Source organism: Testudinibacter sp. P27/CKL/0425 (assembly GCF_052931395.1).
Genome location: NZ_CM128801.1, coordinates 1,723,968 through 1,745,666, shown reverse-complemented (window position 1 = coordinate 1,745,666; position 21,699 = coordinate 1,723,968). Strand labels below are relative to the sequence as shown.

19 protein-coding genes and 1 pseudogene are annotated in these 21,699 nt (G+C 47.3%); 6 read left to right on the top strand and 14 right to left on the bottom strand.

What is annotated here, in order from left to right; translation table 11 throughout:
- Window position 1 precedes the first annotated feature (1 nt).
- Genes rlmM through ACUHGC_RS08705 form a run of 3 tightly spaced genes read right to left on the bottom strand, consistent with a single transcriptional unit; the run spans window position 2 to window position 2,447 of the window.
- The gene (rlmM, locus tag ACUHGC_RS08715; RefSeq protein WP_446832949.1) at window positions 2-1,114 is read right to left on the bottom strand and encodes a 23S rRNA (cytidine(2498)-2'-O)-methyltransferase RlmM; all 1,113 of its coding nucleotides are present in this window, start codon (window positions 1,112-1,114) and stop codon (window positions 2-4) included.
- Between the two features lie 15 nt (window positions 1,115-1,129).
- Window positions 1,130-1,540 (bottom strand): DUF423 domain-containing protein, encoded by a 411-nt coding sequence (locus ACUHGC_RS08710; RefSeq protein ID WP_446832948.1) that lies wholly within the window; start codon window positions 1,538-1,540, stop codon window positions 1,130-1,132.
- 19 nt (window positions 1,541-1,559) lie between these two features.
- Complete coding sequence (locus tag ACUHGC_RS08705; RefSeq protein ID WP_446832947.1) at window positions 1,560-2,447, bottom strand: transcriptional regulator GcvA; 888 nt, start codon at window positions 2,445-2,447, stop codon at window positions 1,560-1,562.
- A gap of 339 nt (window positions 2,448-2,786) precedes the next feature.
- Between ACUHGC_RS08705 and ACUHGC_RS08700 the strand changes: the two genes are divergently transcribed.
- From ACUHGC_RS08700 to ACUHGC_RS08680, 5 genes are all read left to right on the top strand, one after another.
- Window positions 2,787-3,215 carry a MarR family winged helix-turn-helix transcriptional regulator gene (locus ACUHGC_RS08700; RefSeq protein ID WP_446832946.1) on the top strand — a complete coding sequence of 143 codons (429 nt, stop codon included), beginning with the start codon at window positions 2,787-2,789 and terminating at the stop codon, window positions 3,213-3,215.
- A gap of 77 nt (window positions 3,216-3,292) precedes the next feature.
- Window positions 3,293-4,312 (top strand): branched-chain amino acid aminotransferase, encoded by a 1,020-nt coding sequence (locus tag ACUHGC_RS08695; protein WP_446832945.1) that lies wholly within the window; start codon window positions 3,293-3,295, stop codon window positions 4,310-4,312.
- A gap of 445 nt (window positions 4,313-4,757) precedes the next feature.
- Window positions 4,758-5,831 (top strand): MFS transporter, encoded by a 1,074-nt coding sequence (locus tag ACUHGC_RS08690; RefSeq protein WP_446832944.1) that lies wholly within the window; start codon window positions 4,758-4,760, stop codon window positions 5,829-5,831.
- Window positions 5,832-6,084: 253 nt separating this feature from the next.
- Window positions 6,085-8,727 (top strand): phosphoenolpyruvate carboxylase, encoded by a 2,643-nt coding sequence (gene ppc / locus ACUHGC_RS08685; protein WP_446832943.1) that lies wholly within the window; start codon window positions 6,085-6,087, stop codon window positions 8,725-8,727.
- A 142-nt stretch (window positions 8,728-8,869) separates the two neighbouring features.
- Window positions 8,870-9,184: an HI1450 family dsDNA-mimic protein gene (locus ACUHGC_RS08680; protein ID WP_446832942.1), complete on the top strand. Its 315-nt coding sequence runs from the start codon at window positions 8,870-8,872 to the stop codon at window positions 9,182-9,184.
- Window positions 9,185-9,260: 76 nt separating this feature from the next.
- Here the strand turns inward: ACUHGC_RS08680 and bioD are convergent, their stop codons facing one another.
- Together bioD and ACUHGC_RS08670 are read right to left on the bottom strand one after the other, a co-directional pair.
- Window positions 9,261-9,986, bottom strand: coding sequence for a dethiobiotin synthase (bioD, locus tag ACUHGC_RS08675; protein WP_446832941.1), 726 nt, complete (start codon window positions 9,984-9,986; stop codon window positions 9,261-9,263).
- 96 nt (window positions 9,987-10,082) lie between these two features.
- Entirely contained in the window at window positions 10,083-11,288 is a 1,206-nt protein-coding gene (locus ACUHGC_RS08670; RefSeq protein ID WP_446832940.1) for an ROK family protein, read from the bottom strand.
- Window positions 11,289-11,546: 258 nt separating this feature from the next.
- Here ACUHGC_RS08670 and asnS point away from each other — a divergent pair, with 258 nt between their 5' ends.
- On the top strand, window positions 11,547-12,950 hold the full coding sequence (gene asnS / locus ACUHGC_RS08665) for an asparagine--tRNA ligase (protein ID WP_446832939.1): 1,404 nt from the start codon (window positions 11,547-11,549) through the stop codon (window positions 12,948-12,950).
- 135 nt (window positions 12,951-13,085) lie between these two features.
- Here asnS and ACUHGC_RS08660 read toward each other — a convergent pair.
- The 9 genes and pseudogenes from ACUHGC_RS08660 to ACUHGC_RS08620 all read right to left on the bottom strand — a co-directional run.
- Window positions 13,086-13,988: pseudogene (locus ACUHGC_RS08660) on the bottom strand (IS256 family transposase, variant Zn-binding type); the annotation flags it as partial.
- 315 nt (window positions 13,989-14,303) lie between these two features.
- The gene (locus tag ACUHGC_RS08655; RefSeq protein WP_446832938.1) at window positions 14,304-14,801 is read right to left on the bottom strand and encodes an NlpC/P60 family protein; all 498 of its coding nucleotides are present in this window, start codon (window positions 14,799-14,801) and stop codon (window positions 14,304-14,306) included.
- Between the two features lie 17 nt (window positions 14,802-14,818).
- Window positions 14,819-15,112 carry an integration host factor subunit alpha gene (locus tag ACUHGC_RS08650; protein ID WP_446832937.1) on the bottom strand — a complete coding sequence of 98 codons (294 nt, stop codon included), beginning with the start codon at window positions 15,110-15,112 and terminating at the stop codon, window positions 14,819-14,821.
- A gap of 3 nt (window positions 15,113-15,115) precedes the next feature.
- Window positions 15,116-17,503: a phenylalanine--tRNA ligase subunit beta gene (gene pheT / locus ACUHGC_RS08645; RefSeq protein ID WP_446832936.1), complete on the bottom strand. Its 2,388-nt coding sequence runs from the start codon at window positions 17,501-17,503 to the stop codon at window positions 15,116-15,118.
- Window positions 17,504-17,520: 17 nt separating this feature from the next.
- Window positions 17,521-18,510, bottom strand: coding sequence for a phenylalanine--tRNA ligase subunit alpha (pheS, locus tag ACUHGC_RS08640; protein WP_446832935.1), 990 nt, complete (start codon window positions 18,508-18,510; stop codon window positions 17,521-17,523).
- Between the two features lie 258 nt (window positions 18,511-18,768).
- Window positions 18,769-18,927: a hypothetical protein gene (locus ACUHGC_RS08635; protein ID WP_446832934.1), complete on the bottom strand. Its 159-nt coding sequence runs from the start codon at window positions 18,925-18,927 to the stop codon at window positions 18,769-18,771.
- Window positions 18,894-19,082, bottom strand: coding sequence for a hypothetical protein (locus ACUHGC_RS08630; RefSeq protein ID WP_446832933.1), 189 nt, complete (start codon window positions 19,080-19,082; stop codon window positions 18,894-18,896). The genes ACUHGC_RS08635 and ACUHGC_RS08630 overlap by 34 nt, the downstream gene beginning before the upstream one ends.
- Window positions 19,083-19,210: 128 nt before the next feature.
- Complete coding sequence (fabA, locus tag ACUHGC_RS08625) at window positions 19,211-19,738, bottom strand: bifunctional 3-hydroxydecanoyl-ACP dehydratase/trans-2-decenoyl-ACP isomerase (RefSeq protein WP_446832932.1); 528 nt, start codon at window positions 19,736-19,738, stop codon at window positions 19,211-19,213.
- A 118-nt stretch (window positions 19,739-19,856) separates the two neighbouring features.
- The gene (locus ACUHGC_RS08620; protein ID WP_446832931.1) at window positions 19,857-21,680 is read right to left on the bottom strand and encodes an AAA family ATPase; all 1,824 of its coding nucleotides are present in this window, start codon (window positions 21,678-21,680) and stop codon (window positions 19,857-19,859) included.
- Between the last annotated feature and the right edge of the window lie 19 nt (window positions 21,681-21,699).

Genomic DNA, 21,699 nt, shown 5'->3' with positions numbered 1-21,699 from the left:
CTTATCCCTCACTTCTTTGTTTATAGATGGTATTAATCAGCACATGAACGGTGATCTCTTCCCGATCATGAAATAAATGTTTGGCTTGAATGCGGTGATTCAGCCCTTGTTTGCTCAAATCATCGCTCAAGGTTTGCAGGCACGACCGCACTTCTTGATAGCGTTTTTTCATCGGCAATTTCAGGTTGAAAATCATCTCCCGACACCAGCCGTTAATCAGCCATTTGCTCATCAGGGCGGTGATCCGCGCCGGTTGTTCCACCATGTCGCACACCAGCCAATCGAGTTTAGTGCGTTTCGGCGGTTGGAATTTGAAACCGTCTTCCGGGCAGTGATCTACTCGTCCGGTTTCCATTAATGATGGCGCGATTTTACCGTGATCGACCGCATAAACAAACATACCGCGTTTCACCAGTTGATAGATCCAGCCGCCCGGACAAGCGCCTAAATCAGCGGCTTTCATTTGATCGTTCATCCGCTGTTTCTCTTCTTTTTCGCTTAAAAAGGTCAAGATCGCCTCTTCCAGTTTTAATGTTGAGCGGCTTGGTGCGTCATTTGGGAATTTCAAACGGGGAATCCCCATAAAGTGCGGTGAGTGGTTATTGTTATACGAGTAACCGACATAACAACTATCATTGGCAATAAACAGAATATGTAGCGTGATGCCGCTTTTATTCACCTGACGGAAATTCAGCAAACCGCACTTTTTCAGCTGCTGACGCAACGGCACGGTGAATTTACGGCAAAAAGTGGAGAGGGCTTTGGCTTCGTTGGTGTCGGCGGTTTCCACCCATAGTTCGGTACTTTGGCGAAAATCAATATCGGTAGTTTGTTGATATTGCGCCACAATCGGGCTGATGCGATCTTCTAACGGCAAATCGGTTAGCAGATCCGACACCACCATCATCTGGCGGGCAAAAATCAGTTGATTAAACGGGATTTCCCGCGCCAGTCGATCAGCTTCGTTTGGTTGGTAGCATTCAAAAATCACATAGCCGCTGTTTTCCACCACTCGTGCAAAACCGTAAACGCCCAAGTCGGCGGCTTTGTCGTTGATTTCTGCCGCCAGCTCTTTTTCAAAACCAATGCGGCAATATAAAGCCAGTTTATTCACAATAGCGCCTCTTATTTACGATCGCGGTTTGATGCTGCTGGCAATGCTGATAAACACCAACGCCCCCCAGCCGACTAAAAATGCCATGCCGCCAATCGGCGTGATCCACGCCAGCGTTTTGATGCCGGTTAATGCCAAACCATATAAGCTGAATGAGAAACATAAGATGCCGACAGCCCAGCTGTAGCCGATCCAGTTTAAACCTTTATTGCGGCACGCCGGAGCTGGTTGGTTTTGTGTGGCGGTGACAAATAGCCCAAGCGCAAGCAGAGCTAAAGTATGAAAAAATTGGTATTTTAAGCCTTTATCGATCCAATCCAGCTGTAAAAAAGTCAAGTGCGGTTCTAAGCCGTGCGCGGCAAACGCGCCGAACGCCACACAGAAAAAGCCGCTAATCGCGGCGAAAACTAAAAAGCGATTTCCCATAATTTGTCCTTAACGCAGATCAATGATGTTGTTGAATATGTTGGATGATCCAATTGATAAACGCAACGGTCTGCATTTTATCCGAATAATTCGGATGATACACCACATAAAATGATTTTGGATCGGTAACGTCGGTGCAGAACACCTCTTTTAGCGAACCGTCGGTGAGATATTGCTGCGCTAGAATTTTATTCGCCAGCACAATTCCTTGCCCGTGCAGTGCCGCTTGCAATGCCATAAAAGTGTGACTGAACACTGCTCCGTGTTGAATATTCAAATGATCCAGCTGCAAATGTGCCGCCATGCGCTGCCAATTTTCGCGAGTATGAATATGCAACAGGTTGTGATTCGCCAATTCGTTCAAACTGTTCAGCGGCTTTTGCTGCAACAATTTCGGCGCGGCAAACATCGACAGCCGCCCTTCCAGCAAACGCTGGCTCTCCAGCCCTTTCCAATCGCCCTTGCCGTAGAAAATCGCCACATCGGCATCCGCCAAAATGTCGCTTTCGTCATAATCAAAGCCTTGAATATTCACTTCAATGTCTGGATATAAGCGGTTAAATTCGCTCAATTGCGGCACCAACCATGCCAAGCCGAAGGTTTGCGGCACTTTGATGGTTAATTCCAGATTTTGTAAACTGCCTTTCAGCTGTGCGGTTACTTCCGCCAAGCGGCGCAAAATGCCTTTGATTTCGTGGAAATACGCACTGCCCTGTTCGGTGAGATCCAGCGCGCGGTTTTTTCGGATAAAAAGTGCGGTGCCCAAGAAATCTTCCAGCAATTTGATTTGGTGGCTAACTGCCGCTTGAGTGACAAACAATTCATCGGCGGCTTTGGTAAAACTCAAATGACGAGCCGCCGATTCAAAGGCCTTCAGCGCATTCAACGGCGGTAAACGTTTGTGCATGGCATATCCTGTCGTCTAAAATCGCATAAGTAAAATTTATGCGAACGATAAAAAAATATAAATTGTTACTCAGCGCCGCAAAACCTAAAATGGCGACATTGCTTAAGCAACATGGTGTTGTTTTTAAGTATGATGTTGTGTTTTATCTAGTTCACTAGATTTGAGTTTTACTGTTAACTTCCTGTATTTTTAAGACCCGTTTGGTTTATCGGCCACTCAAAATTTGAGTGGCTTTTTTTATGGCTGTGATTCTAACAAAGAAGCACGTTTTCGCCTATCCTCTGCGCCGCTGTTATGCTAAATTTTCATCTAACAATTTATTAAAATGAGAACAAAGCCATGAGTTCGGAAAATCACGCTCAATATTTAATCTGGCAACTCAAAAACCTAACCCTAAGCATGAACAAAGCGCTTGATCAGCGGTTGCAGCAAGAGGAATTGACGCTTTCGCAAGCGCGAGTGTTGCTGTTGCTGTTTGCGGAAAACGGGCAGAATCAAAGTAGTTTGATGAAACAGTTGCAGATCGAATCGTCCTCGATGACCAAAATCATCGACTTGTTGGAGCGCAAAAATTTTATTGTGCGCAAAGATAATCACCGTGATGCACGGCGGAAAAATATCTTTTTGACCAAACAGGGGCAACATAAAGAAAATGCGATTCATCAATTGTTACAACAATTTGAAGCGGATCTGCTGAGTCCGCTTTCTGCGGCGGAGGCGCAACAGCTGGTTCAGCTGCTGCAAAAAATTCAGCCCGAAACAAATTAATGATTGATTTGGCGTAAAAATAGGATAAAAATGTCAGCTATTCTTGTCTGAATCAAATAAAAAAGTAAGGAAAAACAATGAGTGATGTTGCATTAGATTGGGCGAATTTGGGCTTTGGCTATATTAAAACGGATTTTCGTTATATTGCCCACTGGAAAGACGGCAAATGGGACGGCGGCACGCTGACCACCGATAACGTGTTGCATATCAGCGAAGGCTCGACCGCTCTTCACTACGGGCAGCAGTGTTTTGAAGGCTTGAAAGCCTACCGTTGCAAAGACGGCAGCATTAATCTGTTCCGCCCTGATGAAAACGCCAAACGGATGCAACGCAGCTGCCGCCGTTTATTAATGCCGGAAGTGCCGGTTGAGATGTTTGTCGATGCTTGTAAACAAGTGGTGCAAGCCAATGAGAAATTTGTCGGCCCTTACGGCAGCGGTGCGACCTTATACCTGCGTCCATTTCTGATCGGCGTTGGCGACAATGTCGGTGTGCACGCGGCGCCGGAATATATTTTCTCGATTTTCTGCTGCCCGGTTGGTGCATATTTCAAAGGCGGTATGCAGCCGACTAACTTTATCGTGTCCGAATACGATCGCGCCGCGCCACAAGGCACCGGAGCGGCAAAAGTCGGCGGAAACTATGCCGCCAGTTTGTTGCCAGGCAAAGAGGCAAAAGCACGCAATTTCGGCGATTGCATCTATTTAGATCCGACATCACACACCAAAATTGAGGAAGTCGGATCTGCCAATTTCTTCGGTATTACTAAAGACAATGAATTTGTAACGCCGTTGTCGCCGTCCATTTTGCCGAGCATCACCAAATATTCTCTACTCTATCTGGCAGAACAACGCTTGGGATTAAAAGCGATTGAAGGTGATGTGTATATTAATCAACTTGATCGCTTCGTGGAAGCTGGCGCGTGCGGCACGGCGGCGGTGATCACCCCGATCGGTGGCATCCAAAACGGTGATGATTTCCATGTGTTCTACTCTGAAACTGAAGTCGGACCAATCACCCAAAAACTGTACGCTGAACTCACCGGCATTCAATTTGGCGATGTTGAAGCGCCTGAAGGCTGGATTGTTAAGGTATAACCGCGACTTCCCATATTAAACGCCATAATGCACTATTTATGGCGTTTTTTATGGTATAAAGCCCTCGTAATAGTATTTTGTTGATGGTTGACTTTTTGCCGATCTGCGTAGTATCTTTCCATATGGTGCTTAGAAAAGCGATGAATCTCCCAGATCGCAGGCAGGAATCTGAAATAGCGCTTCCGTTGATCGTGTGTAGGTGTGGGGAGCCCTACCTAAGCACCATTTTCTGTAAATCAATACATTATCAAAACTCTCTATGTAGCAATCTCTCTATTTAAAACAGCAAAGTGCGGTTTTTTGTTTCTATTGCAGGAAGTTCTATGAATCAACCTCTCTCCGCTCCAACCTCAAACAAACTATTGTGGTTCACCATGTTGCTGGCAGCGACCATTTTGATGATCACCATGGGCGCGCGGCAATTGCGCAATTGATGTGGGGCGCGGTGCAGCCGCTAGCCGGCATTGCGGCTGAATATTTTGGCGCACGGCGGGTGCTGTTTTTTGGCATTGTGCTACTGGCTGTCGGTTCGGCGGCAACACCATTATTGCAAAGCAACTGGGGGATTATTTTAACCCTCGGTTTGTTGAGCGCCATGGGATCGGGCATCGGCAGCTTTTCGCTATTGATGGGCGAAGTGGCAAATAAACTGCCGCCGCAAGCGCGCGGCATGGCGTCGGGCGTGATTAATGCCGGTGGCTCGTTCGGGCAGTTTGTGTTTGCCCCGATTTTGCAGCGTTTAATTCTCGGTTTCGGTTGGATGTCGGCAATGTATGCTTTGGCATTAATGTGCCTGACCGCACTTCCCTTCGCTTGGAAATTAACTCAAAAATCCACAGCGGCAAAACCGCACTTGCAATCGCTCCCTGCAAATTCTGTACAAAATCAAACACAAAGTGCGGTACAGACGACTGAAAATCCGGCGATCCCAACCTTAAAACAAACCGTCAAACAGGCAGTGCGTGATCGCAGTTATATCCTGTTAAGCCTCGGCTTTTTCACCTGCGGCTTTCACATTGCCTTTCTCGTCACGCATTTGCCGGTTGAGGTGTCATTGCAAGGCTTGCCGACCTTCGTTGCCGCGTGGACGCTCTCGATCATCGGCGTGGCGAATATTGTCGGTAGCCTCGCAGTGGGCGCAATGGTGAATCATTACCGCAGCAAATATTTGTTATTCGGAATGTACGCCATTCGTGCATTGCTGATCACCGTCTATTTGCTCAGCCCGCACAGCACCACCACCTTCTATTTGTTCGCAGTCGGTTTAGGACTAACTTGGCTGGCGACCGTGCCGCCAACTGCCGCGATTATCGGCAAATTGTTCGGCGTGCGCTATCTGGCGACCTTATTCGGTATTTGTCTGTTCGTGCATCAAATCGGCGGATTTTTCGGCGCGTATTTAGGCGGGCTGGCAATGCAGCAACATGGCAACTATCAATGGATGTGGTATGCCGACATTGTGCTGGCAGCACTGGCGGCGTTCATCAACTTGCCGATTCGTGAGAAAGCGGTTAAATAGTTTCTCATCCAATCTCGTTCCTTATCACTTCGTTCAAGTGATAAGGATTTCCATTTGTTTCAAAAATGTTTAATAAGATCGCGATTTTCTCACATCATTCCACAGCAAGTTTTATCGATTGTTAAAAATATTGCAATATTTTGCAAGAAATACCAAATATGAGTTAATTCCTGTTGACCGCCTTTCCTGTTTTTTGTTATATCTATCACAGTTTTTAAATTTTAAAATTGACTTTCTGAATAAGGAATAAACGATGATTCAGCAATACAGCGAAATGCGTAACAACATCAGTATGCTCGGGCGCTTTTTGGGGGAAACTATCAGCGATGCACAAGGTAGCGATATTCTTGATTTGATTGAAAATATTCGAGTGCTTTCTCGCGACTCCCGCGCCGGCAACGACAAGGCGCGCCAAGCGTTGCTCGACACCTTGGCGACCATTTCTAACGACAATATTATTCCGGTGGCGCGTGCGTTCAGCCATTTTTTAAACCTGACCAATATCGCCGAACAATATCAAACCATTTCCCGCCACCATGATGATCTGGATTCCAGCCAGCGTTCAATCGGCAACCTGTTCAGCAAGCTCAAACAACAAAATATTAAACCGGAACAAGTGTTAAGTGCGGTCGATAATTTATTGATTGAACTGGTGTTGACTGCCCACCCGACGGAAGTCACCCGCCGCTCGCTGACCCACAAACACGTTGAAATCAACAAATGTTTAAGCAAACTGGAACACTCCGATCTCACAGTGAAAGAACGCACCGCAATTGAACGGCGCTTGTTACAGTTAATCGCCGAAGCCTGGCACACCAATGAAATCCGCACTCAGCGCCCGACGCCGTTTGAGGAAGCGAAGTGGGGCTACTCGGTGATCGAAAACAGCTTATGGAAAGCAGTGCCGGTGTTCCTGCGCCAGTTAAACGACAGCAGCCGTGAACATTTGGATTTCACTCTGCCGGTGGATTTCACGCCGGTGAAATTTTCCTCGTGGATGGGCGGCGATCGCGACGGCAATCCGTTTGTCACCAGCTTAGTCACGCGCAAAGTGTTAAATCTGGCACGCGCCAAAGCGGCAGAACTGTTTTTGGAAGACATTAAGCTGTTATCCGACGAATTGTCGATGGTCGAAGCCACCGAGGAGTTCAAACAAAAATATGGCGATCACCAAGAGCCGTATCGTTACATCGTCAAAGATTTGCGCACCAAGCTGAAAGCCACACAAAATCACTTTAACGATTTGTTGGCGGATCGCCAGCCGCGCACCACGACCGATCAAATCATCACCAAAAACGAACAATTGTGGCAGCCGCTGTTTGATTGCTACACATCTCTTTCCAACTGCGGTATGAGGATTATCGCCAACGGGCTGCTGCTCGACACTCTGCGCCGGATTCGCTGCTTTGGCGTGACATTGTCACAACTGGATATTCGCCAAGAAAGCACCCGTCACTGTATGGCAATTGCGGAAGTGACCCGCTATATCGGCTTGGGCGACTATGCGCAATGGAGCGAAGCGGATAAACAGGCATTTTTGATTCGCGAACTGAATTCACGCCGTCCGCTGATTCCGATTGAATGGTCGCCAAGTGAGGAAACTAAAGAGATTCTCGACACTTGCAAGGTCGTGGCGGAGCAAAATGAAGGCGTGATTTCCGCGTATGTGATTTCAATGGCAAAATCCGCCTCCGATGTGCTGGCGGTGCATTTATTGCTGAAAGAAGCCGGTTGCAGCAAAACCATTCCGGTGGTGCCGCTGTTTGAAACCCTTGAGGATTTGGACAATTCCGAAGCAGTGATGGAAGAACTGTTTAACGTCGGCTGGTATCGCGGCTTTATCAAAAACAAACAAATGGTGATGATCGGCTATTCCGACTCGGCGAAAGATGCGGGCATGATGGCGGCGTCGTGGGCGCAATATCGCGCGCAAGAAGCGTTGGTTAATCTGTGTGACAGACTGCATATCGAATTAACCCTGTTCCACGGGCGCGGCGGCACAATCGGACGCGGTGGCGCGCCTGCGCACGCTGCCCTGTTGTCACAGCCGCCAAAATCGTTGAAAAACGGCTTGCGGGTGACCGAACAAGGGGAAATGATCCGCTTCAAACTCGGCTTGCCACAAGTGGCGGTGAACAGTTTGGAACTGTATGCCAGTGCGATTTTAGAAGCCAATTTGCTGCCGCCACCAGAGCCGAAAGCGGAATGGCGCGGCATTATGGACGAATTATCGCTGATTTCTTGCGATATTTATCGCGGCGTAGTGCGCGAGCAGCCGGATTTTGTGCCGTATTTCCGTTCAGCGACGCCGGAACAAGAATTGTCGCGTTTGCCGCTCGGTTCACGCCCGGCGAAACGCAACCCGAAAGGCGGCGTGGAAAGCCTGCGTGCGATTCCGTGGATTTTTGCTTGGATGCAAAACCGCCTGATGTTGCCTGCATGGCTGGGCGCCGGCGCGTCGATTCAACAACTGCTAGACAGCGGAAAAGGCGCGGCAGTTGAGGAAATGTGCCAAAGCTGGCCGTTCTTCTCCACTCGAATCGGAATGCTGGAAATGGTGTTCAGCAAAACCAATTTGTGGCTGGCAGAATATTATGATCAGCGTTTAGTCGAGCCAAGCCTGTGGAAACTAGGCGAGGCGCTGCGCCAACAGCTGCAAGCCGATGTTAAGACCTTGTTGGAGCTGTCGCATAAAGATCAGTTGATGGATGATTTGCCGTGGGTGGCGCAATCAATTGCACTGCGCAACGTATATACCGATCCGCTGAATTTACTGCAAGTGGAGCTGCTGCAACGCTTGCGCCAACAAGCGGAAGATCAGCAAGATTCCCATTTGAATCAAGCGCTGATGATCACAATTACCGGCATTGCCGCAGGTATGCGTAACACCGGCTAATGCCAAACCGCACTTTGTGCTTCTATCTCGCCCCGCACCTATGGTCGCGGGGTTATTTTTTGTGAAAGTGCGGTTAAAGCGTTGGTTTTCACCGAGAGAACAGGTATGCTAACCGCACTTTGTGACTCTCTGAGGAAAAATGATGACAAACAAACTTGATCCCGATAGCGCGATTGACACCGCTTACGATATTTTTTTGGAAATGGCAGAAGAAAATCTCGATCCGGCGGATATTCTGCTGTTTAATCTGCAATTTGAGGAACGCGGCGCAGTTGAAATGGTGGAGACTGCCGAGAATTGGGACGAGGAAATCGGCGTGCTGATTGATCCGGAAGCCTATGCCGAAGTCTGGGTCGGTTTAGTCAACGATAATGATGAAATGAACGATGTGTTTGCTAAAGTATTGATTTCACACGATCAAGAAAATCCGGAATATCATGTCGTTTGGAAAGAATAACGGCTTATCTTATCCGCCGACCGCACTTTAAGGCGCAAAGTGCGGTTGTGCTATCCGCCATTCATTGCTGAACGGATTAACGAATCGTTTGCAAATAGCCGAGACGATCGATATTGGTCATAAAATGCGCCAAATCTTGTTTTTCCGGTTGATAAATATACGGAATCTGCCCCAATAACGGCGCATCAATTTTGGCGGATAACAGCTCAATAATCGCACTGTAATTGCTCAAGCCCGGGTTAATCCGGTTAGCAACCCAACCAATCAGCGGCACACCGCTCTTTTCAATCGCCTGCACCGTCAACAAGGCGTGATTAATGCAACCTTCCTTGATTCCGACCACCAACACCACCGGCATTTGCTGTTGCGCCACCCAATCGGAAAAGTCCAAACTGCGGCTAATCGGCGTCAGCCAACCGAACGTGCCTTCCACCAACACCGATTGATAACGCGAGGTCAAGCGCTGTAAGTCGCTATTGATTTTTTCAATTTGGATCGGCTGCGGCTGCTCTAAAAAATCATTCAGTCCCGGCTCTTGCTCTAACGGCGTGGTGTAGCTGTTAATGTCGTGATATTGCAACGGTTCATTACAGCTTGCCAATAGTGTCAAGACATCGCTGTTTTGCTGGGTATCTTGCTCTGTCGGCGTGTCGCAATACGGATGATAGCCGCCGTCGCCGCAAGCAATCGGCTTATAGCCGACAATCTGGCAGCCCTGTTGCTGCAGCGCCTGAATAATGGCTCTGCTGGCGACGGTCTTGCCTACACCGGTATCCGTGCCGGTTACGAAAAAACAACTCATAATTTTCCCTCTACATTCGTTGTACAGGGAAAATTCTAAGCAAAAATACAAAACAATTTATTGAGCTAACACAAGTTTTTAGCAAATAGGCAACAATTAACGGACAAAATCGGTAAATAATTCGCCGTTATACAACTGTTGTTTGATCGCCGACGAAGCAATCGTCGGATCATTCCAGCTGAATTTTGAGGTGATAATTTCAACTTGCTGTTCGTCGGAAAGCAACGCGTCTTGCAATTTCAGCGCCAGCCGTTGCAGGAAAATATCTTTCACCGACAACAAACGGGTGTTGATCATGATTTTTTCCGAAGCGAAAATATTGGTCAGATACATTAACAGGTAAGACACGCTGTCTGACAAATGGTGAATAATCTGAATCGCCGCGGGGTTCTCTTGTTTCGCCAGTTCGCACAAAAATTGGATTTTGTTTTCGTCGTTCGGCAAGTCGTTCGGCAACAACAGATCCACCAGCTGATAAATCGCCTTGTTGCTCACTTGATTATACAGATACAGCCTTTCCATTTCCGGCACGTCTAATGCAATTTGATCGCTCAATTCACTGATTTTCGGCAAGGAGACCTTGTCAATGTTCATGCGCTTCTGTTTTTCATTTTTGATCATCTTACCTTCGCTCAACACGCTGATATTAATCGCGTCGTCAAACTGCAAGAAAATCACGTTATCGCTGTTAATCGCGTTTCCCAAATGGCTTTCGGCAAAAGTCCACATGGAAAAATGTTCCGCGACAATCAACGGGAATTTGAAATGCTGCTGTAACTCCTCCTGCAAATCCGGATTGAGTTTTTGCTCGCCGAGATACACCCGTTTTTCGAATTTGTCCACCCGTCCTAAAATACACAATGAACAGGCTAAAATATGGCTGATTTCGTCGCTATGTTGTTTCAAAAATCCATTGATGGCATCGCTGATAAAGTTGTCCAATACCGCACTTTTATCCAGCGGATAGTGCTGAAATTGCAACTGTTTGCCATTCAGCTCGCACAAGCTCACATCCAGACTCTTTTCGCTCAAGGTCACGGCTAAATATTGCCAATGAAACGGCGACAAGCAGATCCCTACCGCCGGACGACCGCGCACAATGGTATTTTGCACCGCTCTTTCAATTACAAAATGCGAATTGATCAGTTCGCGGGTTAAATTGGTGATACTCGCCGGCGCAAAGCCGGAGATTTTAGACAGGTCAATCCGTGAAATCAGCTCGAATTGCTCAATCAGACGATAAATTGCACCTAAATGTTGTAAATTAACGCGGTTTGAGCCTTCTTGTTTTATCTTTGGCATAAGTTCTTCTCTTTATTTTCATTTATTGTCGCTAAGAATGTTTTAAATCATCACTGTTATACGCATTTATTTATTTAATTACAATAAGATATTGTCAATTATGCTAATCAGCTCACGATTTCGACATAATTTTTGCTTCGCTAAATATTATCTAATCGCCTGCCGGAAAATCGCTTATTTCCGTTCAAATCGTTGTATTTTGGCTTGGAATCAGTAAACTAGAGCGAACTTTTTACATTTGTCTAATTTGAGGAAAAAATGGCTAAAATTTCATCTATCAGCGAGGTATTGCAAGGGAAAGTTGCAGTTGGCGAAACCATTACTGTGCGCGGCTGGATTCGCACCCGTCGCGACTCCAAAGCGGGGTTCTCTTTCTTGGCGGTTTACGACGGTTCTTGTTTTGATCCGATTCAAGCCGTGGTGAGCAATAGCGTCAGCAATTATCAAGATGAAGTGTTGAATTTGACCACCGGCTGTTCGGTGATTGTCACCGGCAAAGTGGTGGAATCACAAGGGCAAGGACAAGCGGTGGAACTACAAGCCGACGATGTCACCGTCAGCGGTTGGGTTGATGATCCGGAAACTTATCCGATGGCGGCAAAACGCCACAGTGTTGAATACCTGCGCGAAGTGGCACATCTGCGCCCGCGCACCAATTTAATCGGCGCAGTTGCACGCGTGCGTCACTGCTTGGCACAAGCCATTCACCGTTTCTTCCATGAACAAGGCTTCTATTGGGTTGCAACGCCGCTGATCACCGCTTCCGACACCGAAGGCGCAGGAGAAATGTTCCGCGTATCAACTTTAGATCTGGAAAACTTGCCGCGCGGCGATAACGGTTTGGTCGATTACAAACAAGATTTCTTCGGCAAAGAAGCGTTTTTAACCGTATCCGGTCAGTTAAACGGCGAAACCTATGCCTGTGCACTAAGCAAAATCTATACTTTCGGTCCGACTTTCCGTGCAGAAAATTCAAACACCACTCGCCACTTAGCGGAATTTTGGATGGTTGAGCCGGAAGTGGCGTTTGCCGATCTTGCCGACAATGCCGCACTTGCCGAAGCAATGTTGAAATATGTGTTTAAAGCGGTGTTGGAAGAGCGCGCCGACGATCTGAAATTCTTCGCGGAACGTGTTGATAAAGACGTGATCAACCGTTTGGAAAAATTCGTCGCCTCCGATTTCGCTCAGATTGACTATACCGACGCAATTGAAGTGCTACTGAAATCCGGCAAACAGTTTGAATTCCCGGTTGAATGGGGCATTGATTTGTCATCAGAACACGAACGCTATTTAGCTGAAGAACACTTTAATGCGCCGGTTGTGGTGAAAAACTATCCGAAAGACATTAAAGCGTTTTATATGCGCCTGAATGATGATGGTAAAACCGTCGCTGCCATGGACGTATTAGCACCGGGAATCGGCGAAATCATCGGCGGTTCACAGCGTGAAGAACGTTTAGAGGTGTTGGATCAGCGTTTAGCCGAAATGGGCTTAAACAAAGAAGACTACAGCTGGTATCGCGACCTGCGCCGCTACGGCAGCGTACCGCACTCCGGCTTCGGTTTGGGCTTTGAGCGTTTAATTGTTTACGTCACCGGCGTGCAAAACATTCGCGACGTGATCCCATTCCCTCGCTACCCTCGCAATGCGTCGTTCTAAGTAACTGCCATGCCACTCCCCACTTCGGTGGGGATTAGTTATTTTCAGGCATAGTAGCCAAAAATGTGGCTGATTTTGAGATCTAAGCTTCTATTAGACATTTTTGTGGCTACTCCTCTTAAAGCGCTAGTTTTTCTAGCTCTTTTTATTCAAAAAATCCTGTATAAACATAATCTTATTCCTTCGGTTTAGTCCATTATGAACGGATAATTTCTGCTTTAAATCCTTAAACAGCCCTTCCAGCCGATTTGTCGTTTTTTCTATCCGTAACTCCGGGTATTTTTCAAAGACAAACAAGTAATCCATATAGCGTTTAATACTGGCATAAGCCCCTCTCAATTTGCGATGTTTATAAGGAAATTTACCCTGATTATCGGGTATATCAGACCGTTCTTCTAAGTAAGCTTTATGCTGCAAAAACCAGTGATGCAAACGGACATAAAAGTCATTTTTGTGACTCTGCTTGAGTGTTTTAACCATTGTTTTCAGTTCCTTTCCGGCAACGGATTTAGGGTTTCTCGTCAGCTTGCGAATCACCATTGCAACAAGGTGAAATTGGCACATTTGGGTTGGCGTATTAAATATATCTTTCAATAAGCCCCGTCGCCCATCGCAAGTAATAGATTGAATAATAAATCCTTTTTTACGCAATCGATTGATGGCTTTGGTATAGTAAATGTCCTTTTCGGTACGAACGATTTGGTGGTAAATCACCTTTTTTGAGCGGGAATCCATTATGACTAATACGCCGAATTGTGGCCCGAAAAAAGTGACATCCATAATAAGATTCAACATTGTGGTTTGCGGTGTGCTGAGTGGCGTTTTAGGGGCTTTTTTCAGGTGCCTTTGGATAGTCCTGACCGAACAATCATAGGTTAACGCAAGCTGCTTATACGTCTGTTTTCCGACGGTGTAATCGTGCCAGATTTGGGCGGATTGAAGGTAATTTGTGTGAGAATATGTCCGTAAACAATCCAAGCATTTATAGCGTTGCTTGCCTGAATTTTTACCGTGTTTTTTAATGTGTTCTGAACCACAGAAATAGCAATTTTTTGGTCATTTTAAAAAATCTCACTTAACGCCTTATTCTATAAGGGATTAAGCGAGATTTCAGCCACATTTTTGTCTACTATGCCTAATTTGCAGAAACGCGCAAAAGAAAACGCCATATTTCAGTGTTTAGTTGAAATATGGCGTTTTTATATTCCGAGCAGTCATTAAAAAATTAATGAAGCTAATAACACAATCATTGCCAATGAGAAAACCACCGTCAACATTGCATAACCAAAATCACTCATTCATCACCTCCAGACTTAATTAATAAAATAATGTTACGATTCATTCGCAGTCGAACTATACACGGCGCGCCTGCCAATAGGCTTTTTTCCAATAAGGGGAATTTAGCGAAGAATAAATCACGCCCCCTTTAGTCGATGCGTGTAAAAACAGATCGTCTTTCACATAAATTCCGACATGATAGCCGTTTGGTCCGCGTCCGGTTTTAAAGAACACCAAATCGCCGGTCTGCACATTCGAACGTTCGATATAAACGCCTTGTTTTGCCTGCGCCGAGGTGGTTCTCGGCAATGGAATATCAAAGCGATCGGCAAACGTCCGCATCACGAAACCGGAACAATCTACTCCTCTGCGACTGTTGCCCCCCAGAATATAGGGAGTGCGATCCCACTGCTGCTGCTGTTCGCTCAGCTGCGCCATGGTGTAGATAGGATCAGGCAACCGACTGCGGTAGCTTGACGAAGGCGATGACGAACAGCCCGACAGCACCAACACCGCCAGACCACAAACCACCACAATTGTCGGCGTAATGCCGAGCAACTTATTCCGTTTCATCAAAAACAACCAGCCTGCTATTTTTTCACGTTTTGTCCGACGCGCGCACGCAATTTTTGCCCCGGCTTAAATACCACCACACGGCGTGCAGAGACCGCAACACTTTCGCCGGTTTTTGGATTGCGTCCGGGGCGAGATTTCTTATCACGCAGTTGGAAATTGCCGAAACCGGATAATTTAACGTCCTCGCCGCCCTCTAAAGCAACTCGAATTTCTTCAAAAAAACTTTCGACTAAATCTTTTGCTTCACGCTTAGTCAGATCAAACTTCTGAATGAGACTGTCTGCAATTTCTACTTTCGTTAAAGTCATATCCTAATCTCTCAAGTAAGCATTGAAACGCTGCTTTAATTCAGATACCACATTTGATACCACCGTAGTAATATCTTCTTCTTCAAGCGTTTTCTGATTATCCTGAAGTGTTAAACTGATCGCTAAGCTCTTACAACCTTCTGCGACTCCGTTTCCTTGATAAACATCGAACAAGTTCACCTGAGTCAGCATCTCGCCTGCAACCTCACGACAGGTTCCAATTATATCCGCAGCCGCAATCTCGTTTGCTACAACCACCGCAATATCACGACGATTTGCCGGGAAGCGGGAAATGGCCTTCGCTTGTACCGCAGGACGTGTTGCAATCGCGCTCCACAGTATTTCAAATACAACCGTTTTTCCGTTTAATCCCAACTTCTGTGCAATTTGCGGATGAATCGTGCCGATGAAGCCAACTTCTTGCCCGTCCAGCATGATTGCAGCAGATTGTCCCGGATGTAATGCTGTATATGATTTTGCAACAAAATCAACTTTATTTCCAGCACTTGTTAGCCCTAAAACCCCTTCCAGATCACCTTTTAGATCAAAAAAGTCAACAACTTCGCTTTTTTCAGTCCAACTTTCGGATTTTCGGTTGCCGCTGATCACCGCACTTAGCACAAATTCTTGGCGCACGCCGGCTTCTGCTTGTGCGTCCGGCAGGAATCTCAGCCCGGTTTCAAACAGACGAATACGCGTTTGTTGACGGTTTTCGTTATAAATCAATGCGCCCAATAAACCAGGCAGCAACGAAACACGCATTGCCGACATTTCCACCGAAATCGGGTTCGGCAGAATCAGCGCTTGCTGTTCAGGGTGTAATAAGCTCTGGATTTTCGGATCAACAAAACTATAGGTAATCGCTTCTTGATAATCGCGATCAACCAATGCGGTTTTAATTCGTGCCAGTTCGACGTCGGCTTCTTGATGTTGACGCATGGTCAAATGTGCCAGCGGCGCACAGTTCGGAATGCTGTTATAGCCGTAAATCCGCGCCACTTCTTCGATTAAATCTTCTTCGATCTCAATGTCGAAACGCCAGCTGGTTGCAGTGACCGTCCACACGTCATCAGCAAAGCGCACCGCAAAGCCCAAGCGTTGTAAAATATCGGTGACCGTATCATCGGCAATATGGTGCCCTAAAAGTGCATCTAATTTGCTGCGACGCAGGCTGACCGTTTGAAGTTTCGGTAAGTGCGGTTCGCTGGCTACTTCGCAGATTTCACCGGCTTGTCCGCCGCAAATTTCAATTAAAAGTGCGGTTGCACGCTCCATTGCGTGACGTTGTAACTCAAAATCCACCCCGCGTTCGAAGCGGTGTGAAGCATCGGTGTGCAAACCGTATTGGCGCGCCCGTCCGGCAATCGCCAGCGGTGCAAAAAATGCCGCTTCTAAAATCACGTCGTTAGTTTCACTGTTGACACCGCTCTTTTCGCCGCCAAAAATCCCTGCCATCGCTAACGGACCGTTTTGATCGGCAATCAGTAAGGTATTGTCTTTCAGTTTTGCGGTGCTGCCGTCGAGTAACACCAATTCCTCATCCGGTTTCGCCATGCGCACTTCAACCGGTTGCGCCACTTTTGCCGCGTCAAAGGCATGCATCGGCTGCCCTAATTCCAGCAGAATGTAGTTGGTGACATCGACAATCGGATCAATCGAACGAATGCCGCAGCGGCGCAGTTTTTCTTGCAGCCATAATGGCGACGTTGCCTGAACATTCACGCCTTTCACCACACGCAATAAATAACGCGGGCAGGCTTCCGGCGCTTGCAAGGCAATCTCGACTTTGTCATCAATACTGACCGGCACGGCTGCAATTTGCGGCTCGACCACATCGGCTTGATTCACCACGCCCACTTCGCGCGCCACACCGCGAATGCTCAAACAGTCGGCACGGTTTGGGGTTAAGCTGATTTCAATGATGTTGTCGTTTAAGCTTAAATATTCACGAATATCAGTGCCAATCGGTGCGTCTGCCGGCAATTCGATAATTCCGTCTGCTTCCACCGGAATACCTAATTCGCTGAACGAACACAACATTCCTTCCGACGGCTCGCCGCGCAATTTGGCTTTTTTAATTTTGAAATCACCCGGCAAGGTTGCGCCGACCGTGGCACAAGCCACTTTCAGCCCTTGACGGCAGTTTGGTGCGCCGCAAACAATATCCAACAACTGTTCTGCGCCGACATTAACTTTAGTCACTCGCAATTTATCGGCATTCGGATGCTGAGCGCACTCGACTACTTCGCCCACGACCACGCCGTCAAACTGCCCGGCAACGCCTTCAATGCCGTCAACTTCTAAGCCCAACATTGTAATTTGTTCGGCTAATTGTTCGGTGGTGATTGCCGGATTAACCCATTCACGCAGCCATGATTCATTAAATTTCATTCTCTTTCTCCACCGTCTTATAATTTTTTAAATTGTTTCAAAAAGCGCAGGTCATTCTCAAAGAACGAACGCAAATCCGTGACGTTGTAACGCAACATAGTCAAGCGTTCAACCCCCATGCCGACCGCAAAGCCGGAATATTCGTTCGAGTCAATGCCGACATTACGCAGCACATTCGGATGCACCATGCCGCAGCCCAACACTTCTAACCATTTGCCGTTTTTGCCCATCACGTCCACTTCGGCAGACGGCTCGGTAAACGGGAAATATGACGGACGGAACCGCACTTGCAAATCTTCTTCAAAGAAATTGCGCAGGAAATCATGTAACAAGCCTTTCAATTCGGTGAAGTTGGCTTTTTTATCAACAAACAACAGTTCAATTTGGTGGAACATCGGCGTATGGGTTTGGTCGTAATCGTTACGATACACTCTGCCCGGCGCCATAATGCGAATCGGTGGCTGTTGTTTTTCCATGGTGCGGATTTGTACGCCTGAAGTTTGGGTGCGCAACAGACGGTTCACGTCAAACCAGAAGGTATCGTGATCAGCGCGCGCCGGGTGGTGTGCCGGAATATTCAACGCATCAAAGTTATAATAATCGGTTTCGATTTCCGGACCGGTTGCCACACTGAAGCCTAATTCAGAGAAAAATTGGGTGACGCGATTAATGGTGATCGTCACCGGATGCAAACCGCCGTTTTCCACTTTGCGCCCCGGCAAGCTGACATCAATCGTCTCTTTTGCCAGTTGTTCGTTCAACTTAGCACTTTCCAATTCATTTTTACGGGCATTAAGTGCGGTCTGCGCCTGTTGTTTGGCGTCATTAATCTGCTGTCCGACTGCCGGACGCTGATCTGCCGGTACATCACGCAATCCTTGCATTAACCCGGTAAAATGCCCTTTTTTGCCGAAATATTCCACCCGCACCGCTTCAAGCGCTGCGACGTCTTGCGCTTGTTCAATCGCCTGCAAGGCTTGAGTGGTGATTTGTTGTAGCTGTTGCATTCCTCTCTCCTGTAGAGATGTGATCCCATAAATAAATAGCGCACAAAAAAGCCTCCGTGGTCGGAGGCTTTAGTGAGTTTCATGCTGATTTTTTAGCATACTCAAAAGCCCCGTCGGCTGTTCAAAAGCCTCCAGAGAGCGAGTAAAGTTAAAAAATCGGTTAAAACGCGCTTGAATAGTCATAAAAATAGTGATTATTTTCAATTCGCTCAATGATAATACATCAGCCGCCAAAAATCACCTGCTTATTCCGCTTTGTTACCAATAATACGGCGAATAACCGGCGCCGATATAATGCCCGCGGTGCGAACGCCAACCGCGATGGTAACCATAACCGACCGCCACCGCAGGACGAATCGAAATCGCCTGGCGCTCGTTATAATCTATTTTCGCCCGGTTATCACTGGCATTGCGCACTTCTTGTTCCGGCGGCGAGGCACGGGGCTGGTCGGTGGTGTTAAGTGCGGATTAGGATAAATCGAACCGGTTTGCATTGGCGGCTTGCTGCTGCAAGCGCTCAAGCCCAATAACGCGGTTGCCACCACTAAATAGCCTGTTTTTGACATCATCATGCTCCCCCTTGAAAACAATAGCGAATCAAATTATAAGAATTACCGACGGATAAAGAAAGAAAAACCGCACTTTGCGCAATATTCAGCGCAAAGTGCGGTTCAAATCATCCAAGAGTCGGGGCGGAAAATTAAAACGCCGCGGTGTCTTGGAACAAGCCGACTTTCAGATCAGTAGCGGTGTAAATCACACGGCCGTCCACTTCCACTTCGCCGTCTGCCACGCCCATCACCAATTTACGGTTGATAACCCGTTTCATGTGCAAACGATAGGTGACTTTTTTCGCCGTCGGCAAAATTTGTCCGGTGAATTTCACTTCGCCCACACCCAACGCACGTCCTTTGCCCTCGCCGCCAATCCAGCCGAGGAAAAAGCCGACCAGCTGCCACATCGCATCCAGCCCCAAACAGCCCGGCATCACCGGATCGCCGATAAAATGGCAGGCGAAGAATGGCAGTTCCGGATGAATATCTAATTCGGCTTCGATATAGCCTTTGTCGAAATTACCGCCGTCTTCGGTCATCAAATTCACCCGATCCATCATCAGCATAGTCGGTGCCGGCAGTTGCGGACCAGTCGGGCCAAACAGCTCGCCGCGCCCCGATGCCAACAGATCTTCATAGGTGTAAGAGGATTTTTTATTAGGAACTGTACTCATGTTTTATTTATCTCCATGGCTTAATTGCCGATTGCTTAATTTAAAATCGGAAAGATTCTAACAAAGTTCGCCAAAGAATAAAATAGCTAACAGTTGTAAGCTGAAATTTTTCCTGCTGCTATCGTTTGATCGCTTTTAGCCAGCCCAGTAATTTACTGAGCGGATGCGCCACTAGCGTTTCCACCTTGTTTTCAATCCGCCTTGAAATCATATCTGCCAAATTCGATTGGGACTCATCATCGGCTTTTTCTGAGAACAACTGTTTGCCGCTTAATAAAAACAGCGCCTGTTCCACATTCTCTACCGCCCAGATATGAAAACGTCCGTTTTTCACCGCATCGACCACCTCGGCTTGCAAACTGAGATTCTCCACGCACACCGCCGGAATGATCACCCCTTGCTTGCCGGTCAACCCTCTGGCATCGCAAATCGCATAAAATCCTTCAATTTTCACATTCACACCGCCAACCGAATGCACCAAGCCGCCTTGATCGATAGAGCCGGTCACCGCAATGCCCTGATCCAGCTCGACATTTGCCAATGCGCTGACCAGCACACAAAATTGCGCCAACGATGCGCTGTCGCCGTCAATATCGGCATAAGACTGCTCAAATGCAATCGACGCGGCAAACGGCAATTGTGCCGGCAGATCCAATAGATTACTTAAACAGTATTGCGCCAACATCGTGCCTTTGCCATGAATATTGCCCGCCAATTCGCTTTTGCGCTCAACATCGGTGATTTCGCCGTCGCCGAATTGCACGGTGCAGGTGATCCGGCTCGGCTCGCCGTACATCACCGGCGTACCGGCATATTCCACCACTGACAGCCCGTTAATTTCACCAACTTGTTTTCCGTCTGTGCTGATATAAATTTGTTCGCGCAAAATATCGTTATAACTGTACTCCTGCAAACTGCCTTGTTGATAACGCAAGCTGTCGAAATAGGCGTTCACATCTTGCTCATCAATCACCGCGCGCCCGCCTGCAACCGCACTTTGCGCAATGCCGCCGAGCCATTTTTTCAATTGCAACGGATTCACCGTTTGTCGCAAGCCGTCTTCACTTTCACGCACCGCCTGTTGGTAAAGTGCGGTAACTGCCGCCGGATTTAATGCTGGTAAACCAAGTTGTTCCGCATAGTGCAATAGATTGTTGACCCACAGTTGCTGCTGCTGAGCGCTGTCGGTTAAAAAATAATTTTCAATCTCGGCATATTGGGCGAAATCATACAAATTCGGTTCTAACAGCGAAAAATCCGCCAAAGTTTCACGATCGCCCAACAAAATCAGTTTTAACGGCAAACGGTAACCCGGAATCATGCAATTTAACGGTTTGTTCGGATTCGGCGACTGCCATTCAAAATAGCCGCTGAGTAAAATTTGTTTTAAACGCATCCACAATGTCGGCTGTTGCAATAACGGACTCACCGCCAAGATCAGCACACCGTTATACACTTGGTGCACCAAGCCGGGCTGTAGTTTCAGATCATTTGAACTCGGGTGTTGCAATACTTGCCCGAATAACCGCACTGCGTCGTAAAACAGCGCATATTCCACCGCACTTTTGGCGGCAAATTCCGCATCAGAGTGCGTTGCCGACCGCACTTCAATCGATGGAAATGAAAAAGAGTCCGCCTGCTCGATTTGATAATCCACCCCACCAAGCGGCAGGTTTTGCGGCAGGCGGCTGTATAAATAGCTTTCCAGCATTTGCGCATATTCCGCGTGTTCATCGGCTTTCAATACCAACACCGAGCCGCTTTCCGCGCCTAAAAACATCTCAAGTGCGGTGCGGGCTTTTTCCTGCAATGCAATCGGTGTTATCGGCTGCTGCTCAAAGCCGTTCAAATCCAATTGTGGCGTCAATTGCTGCCACGTCAGGCTGTTTAATTTCACATTCTGCTCTCTTATTATTCTGTTTTTTCTTTTATTGATGAACATTATATACGCTAGTGATTCA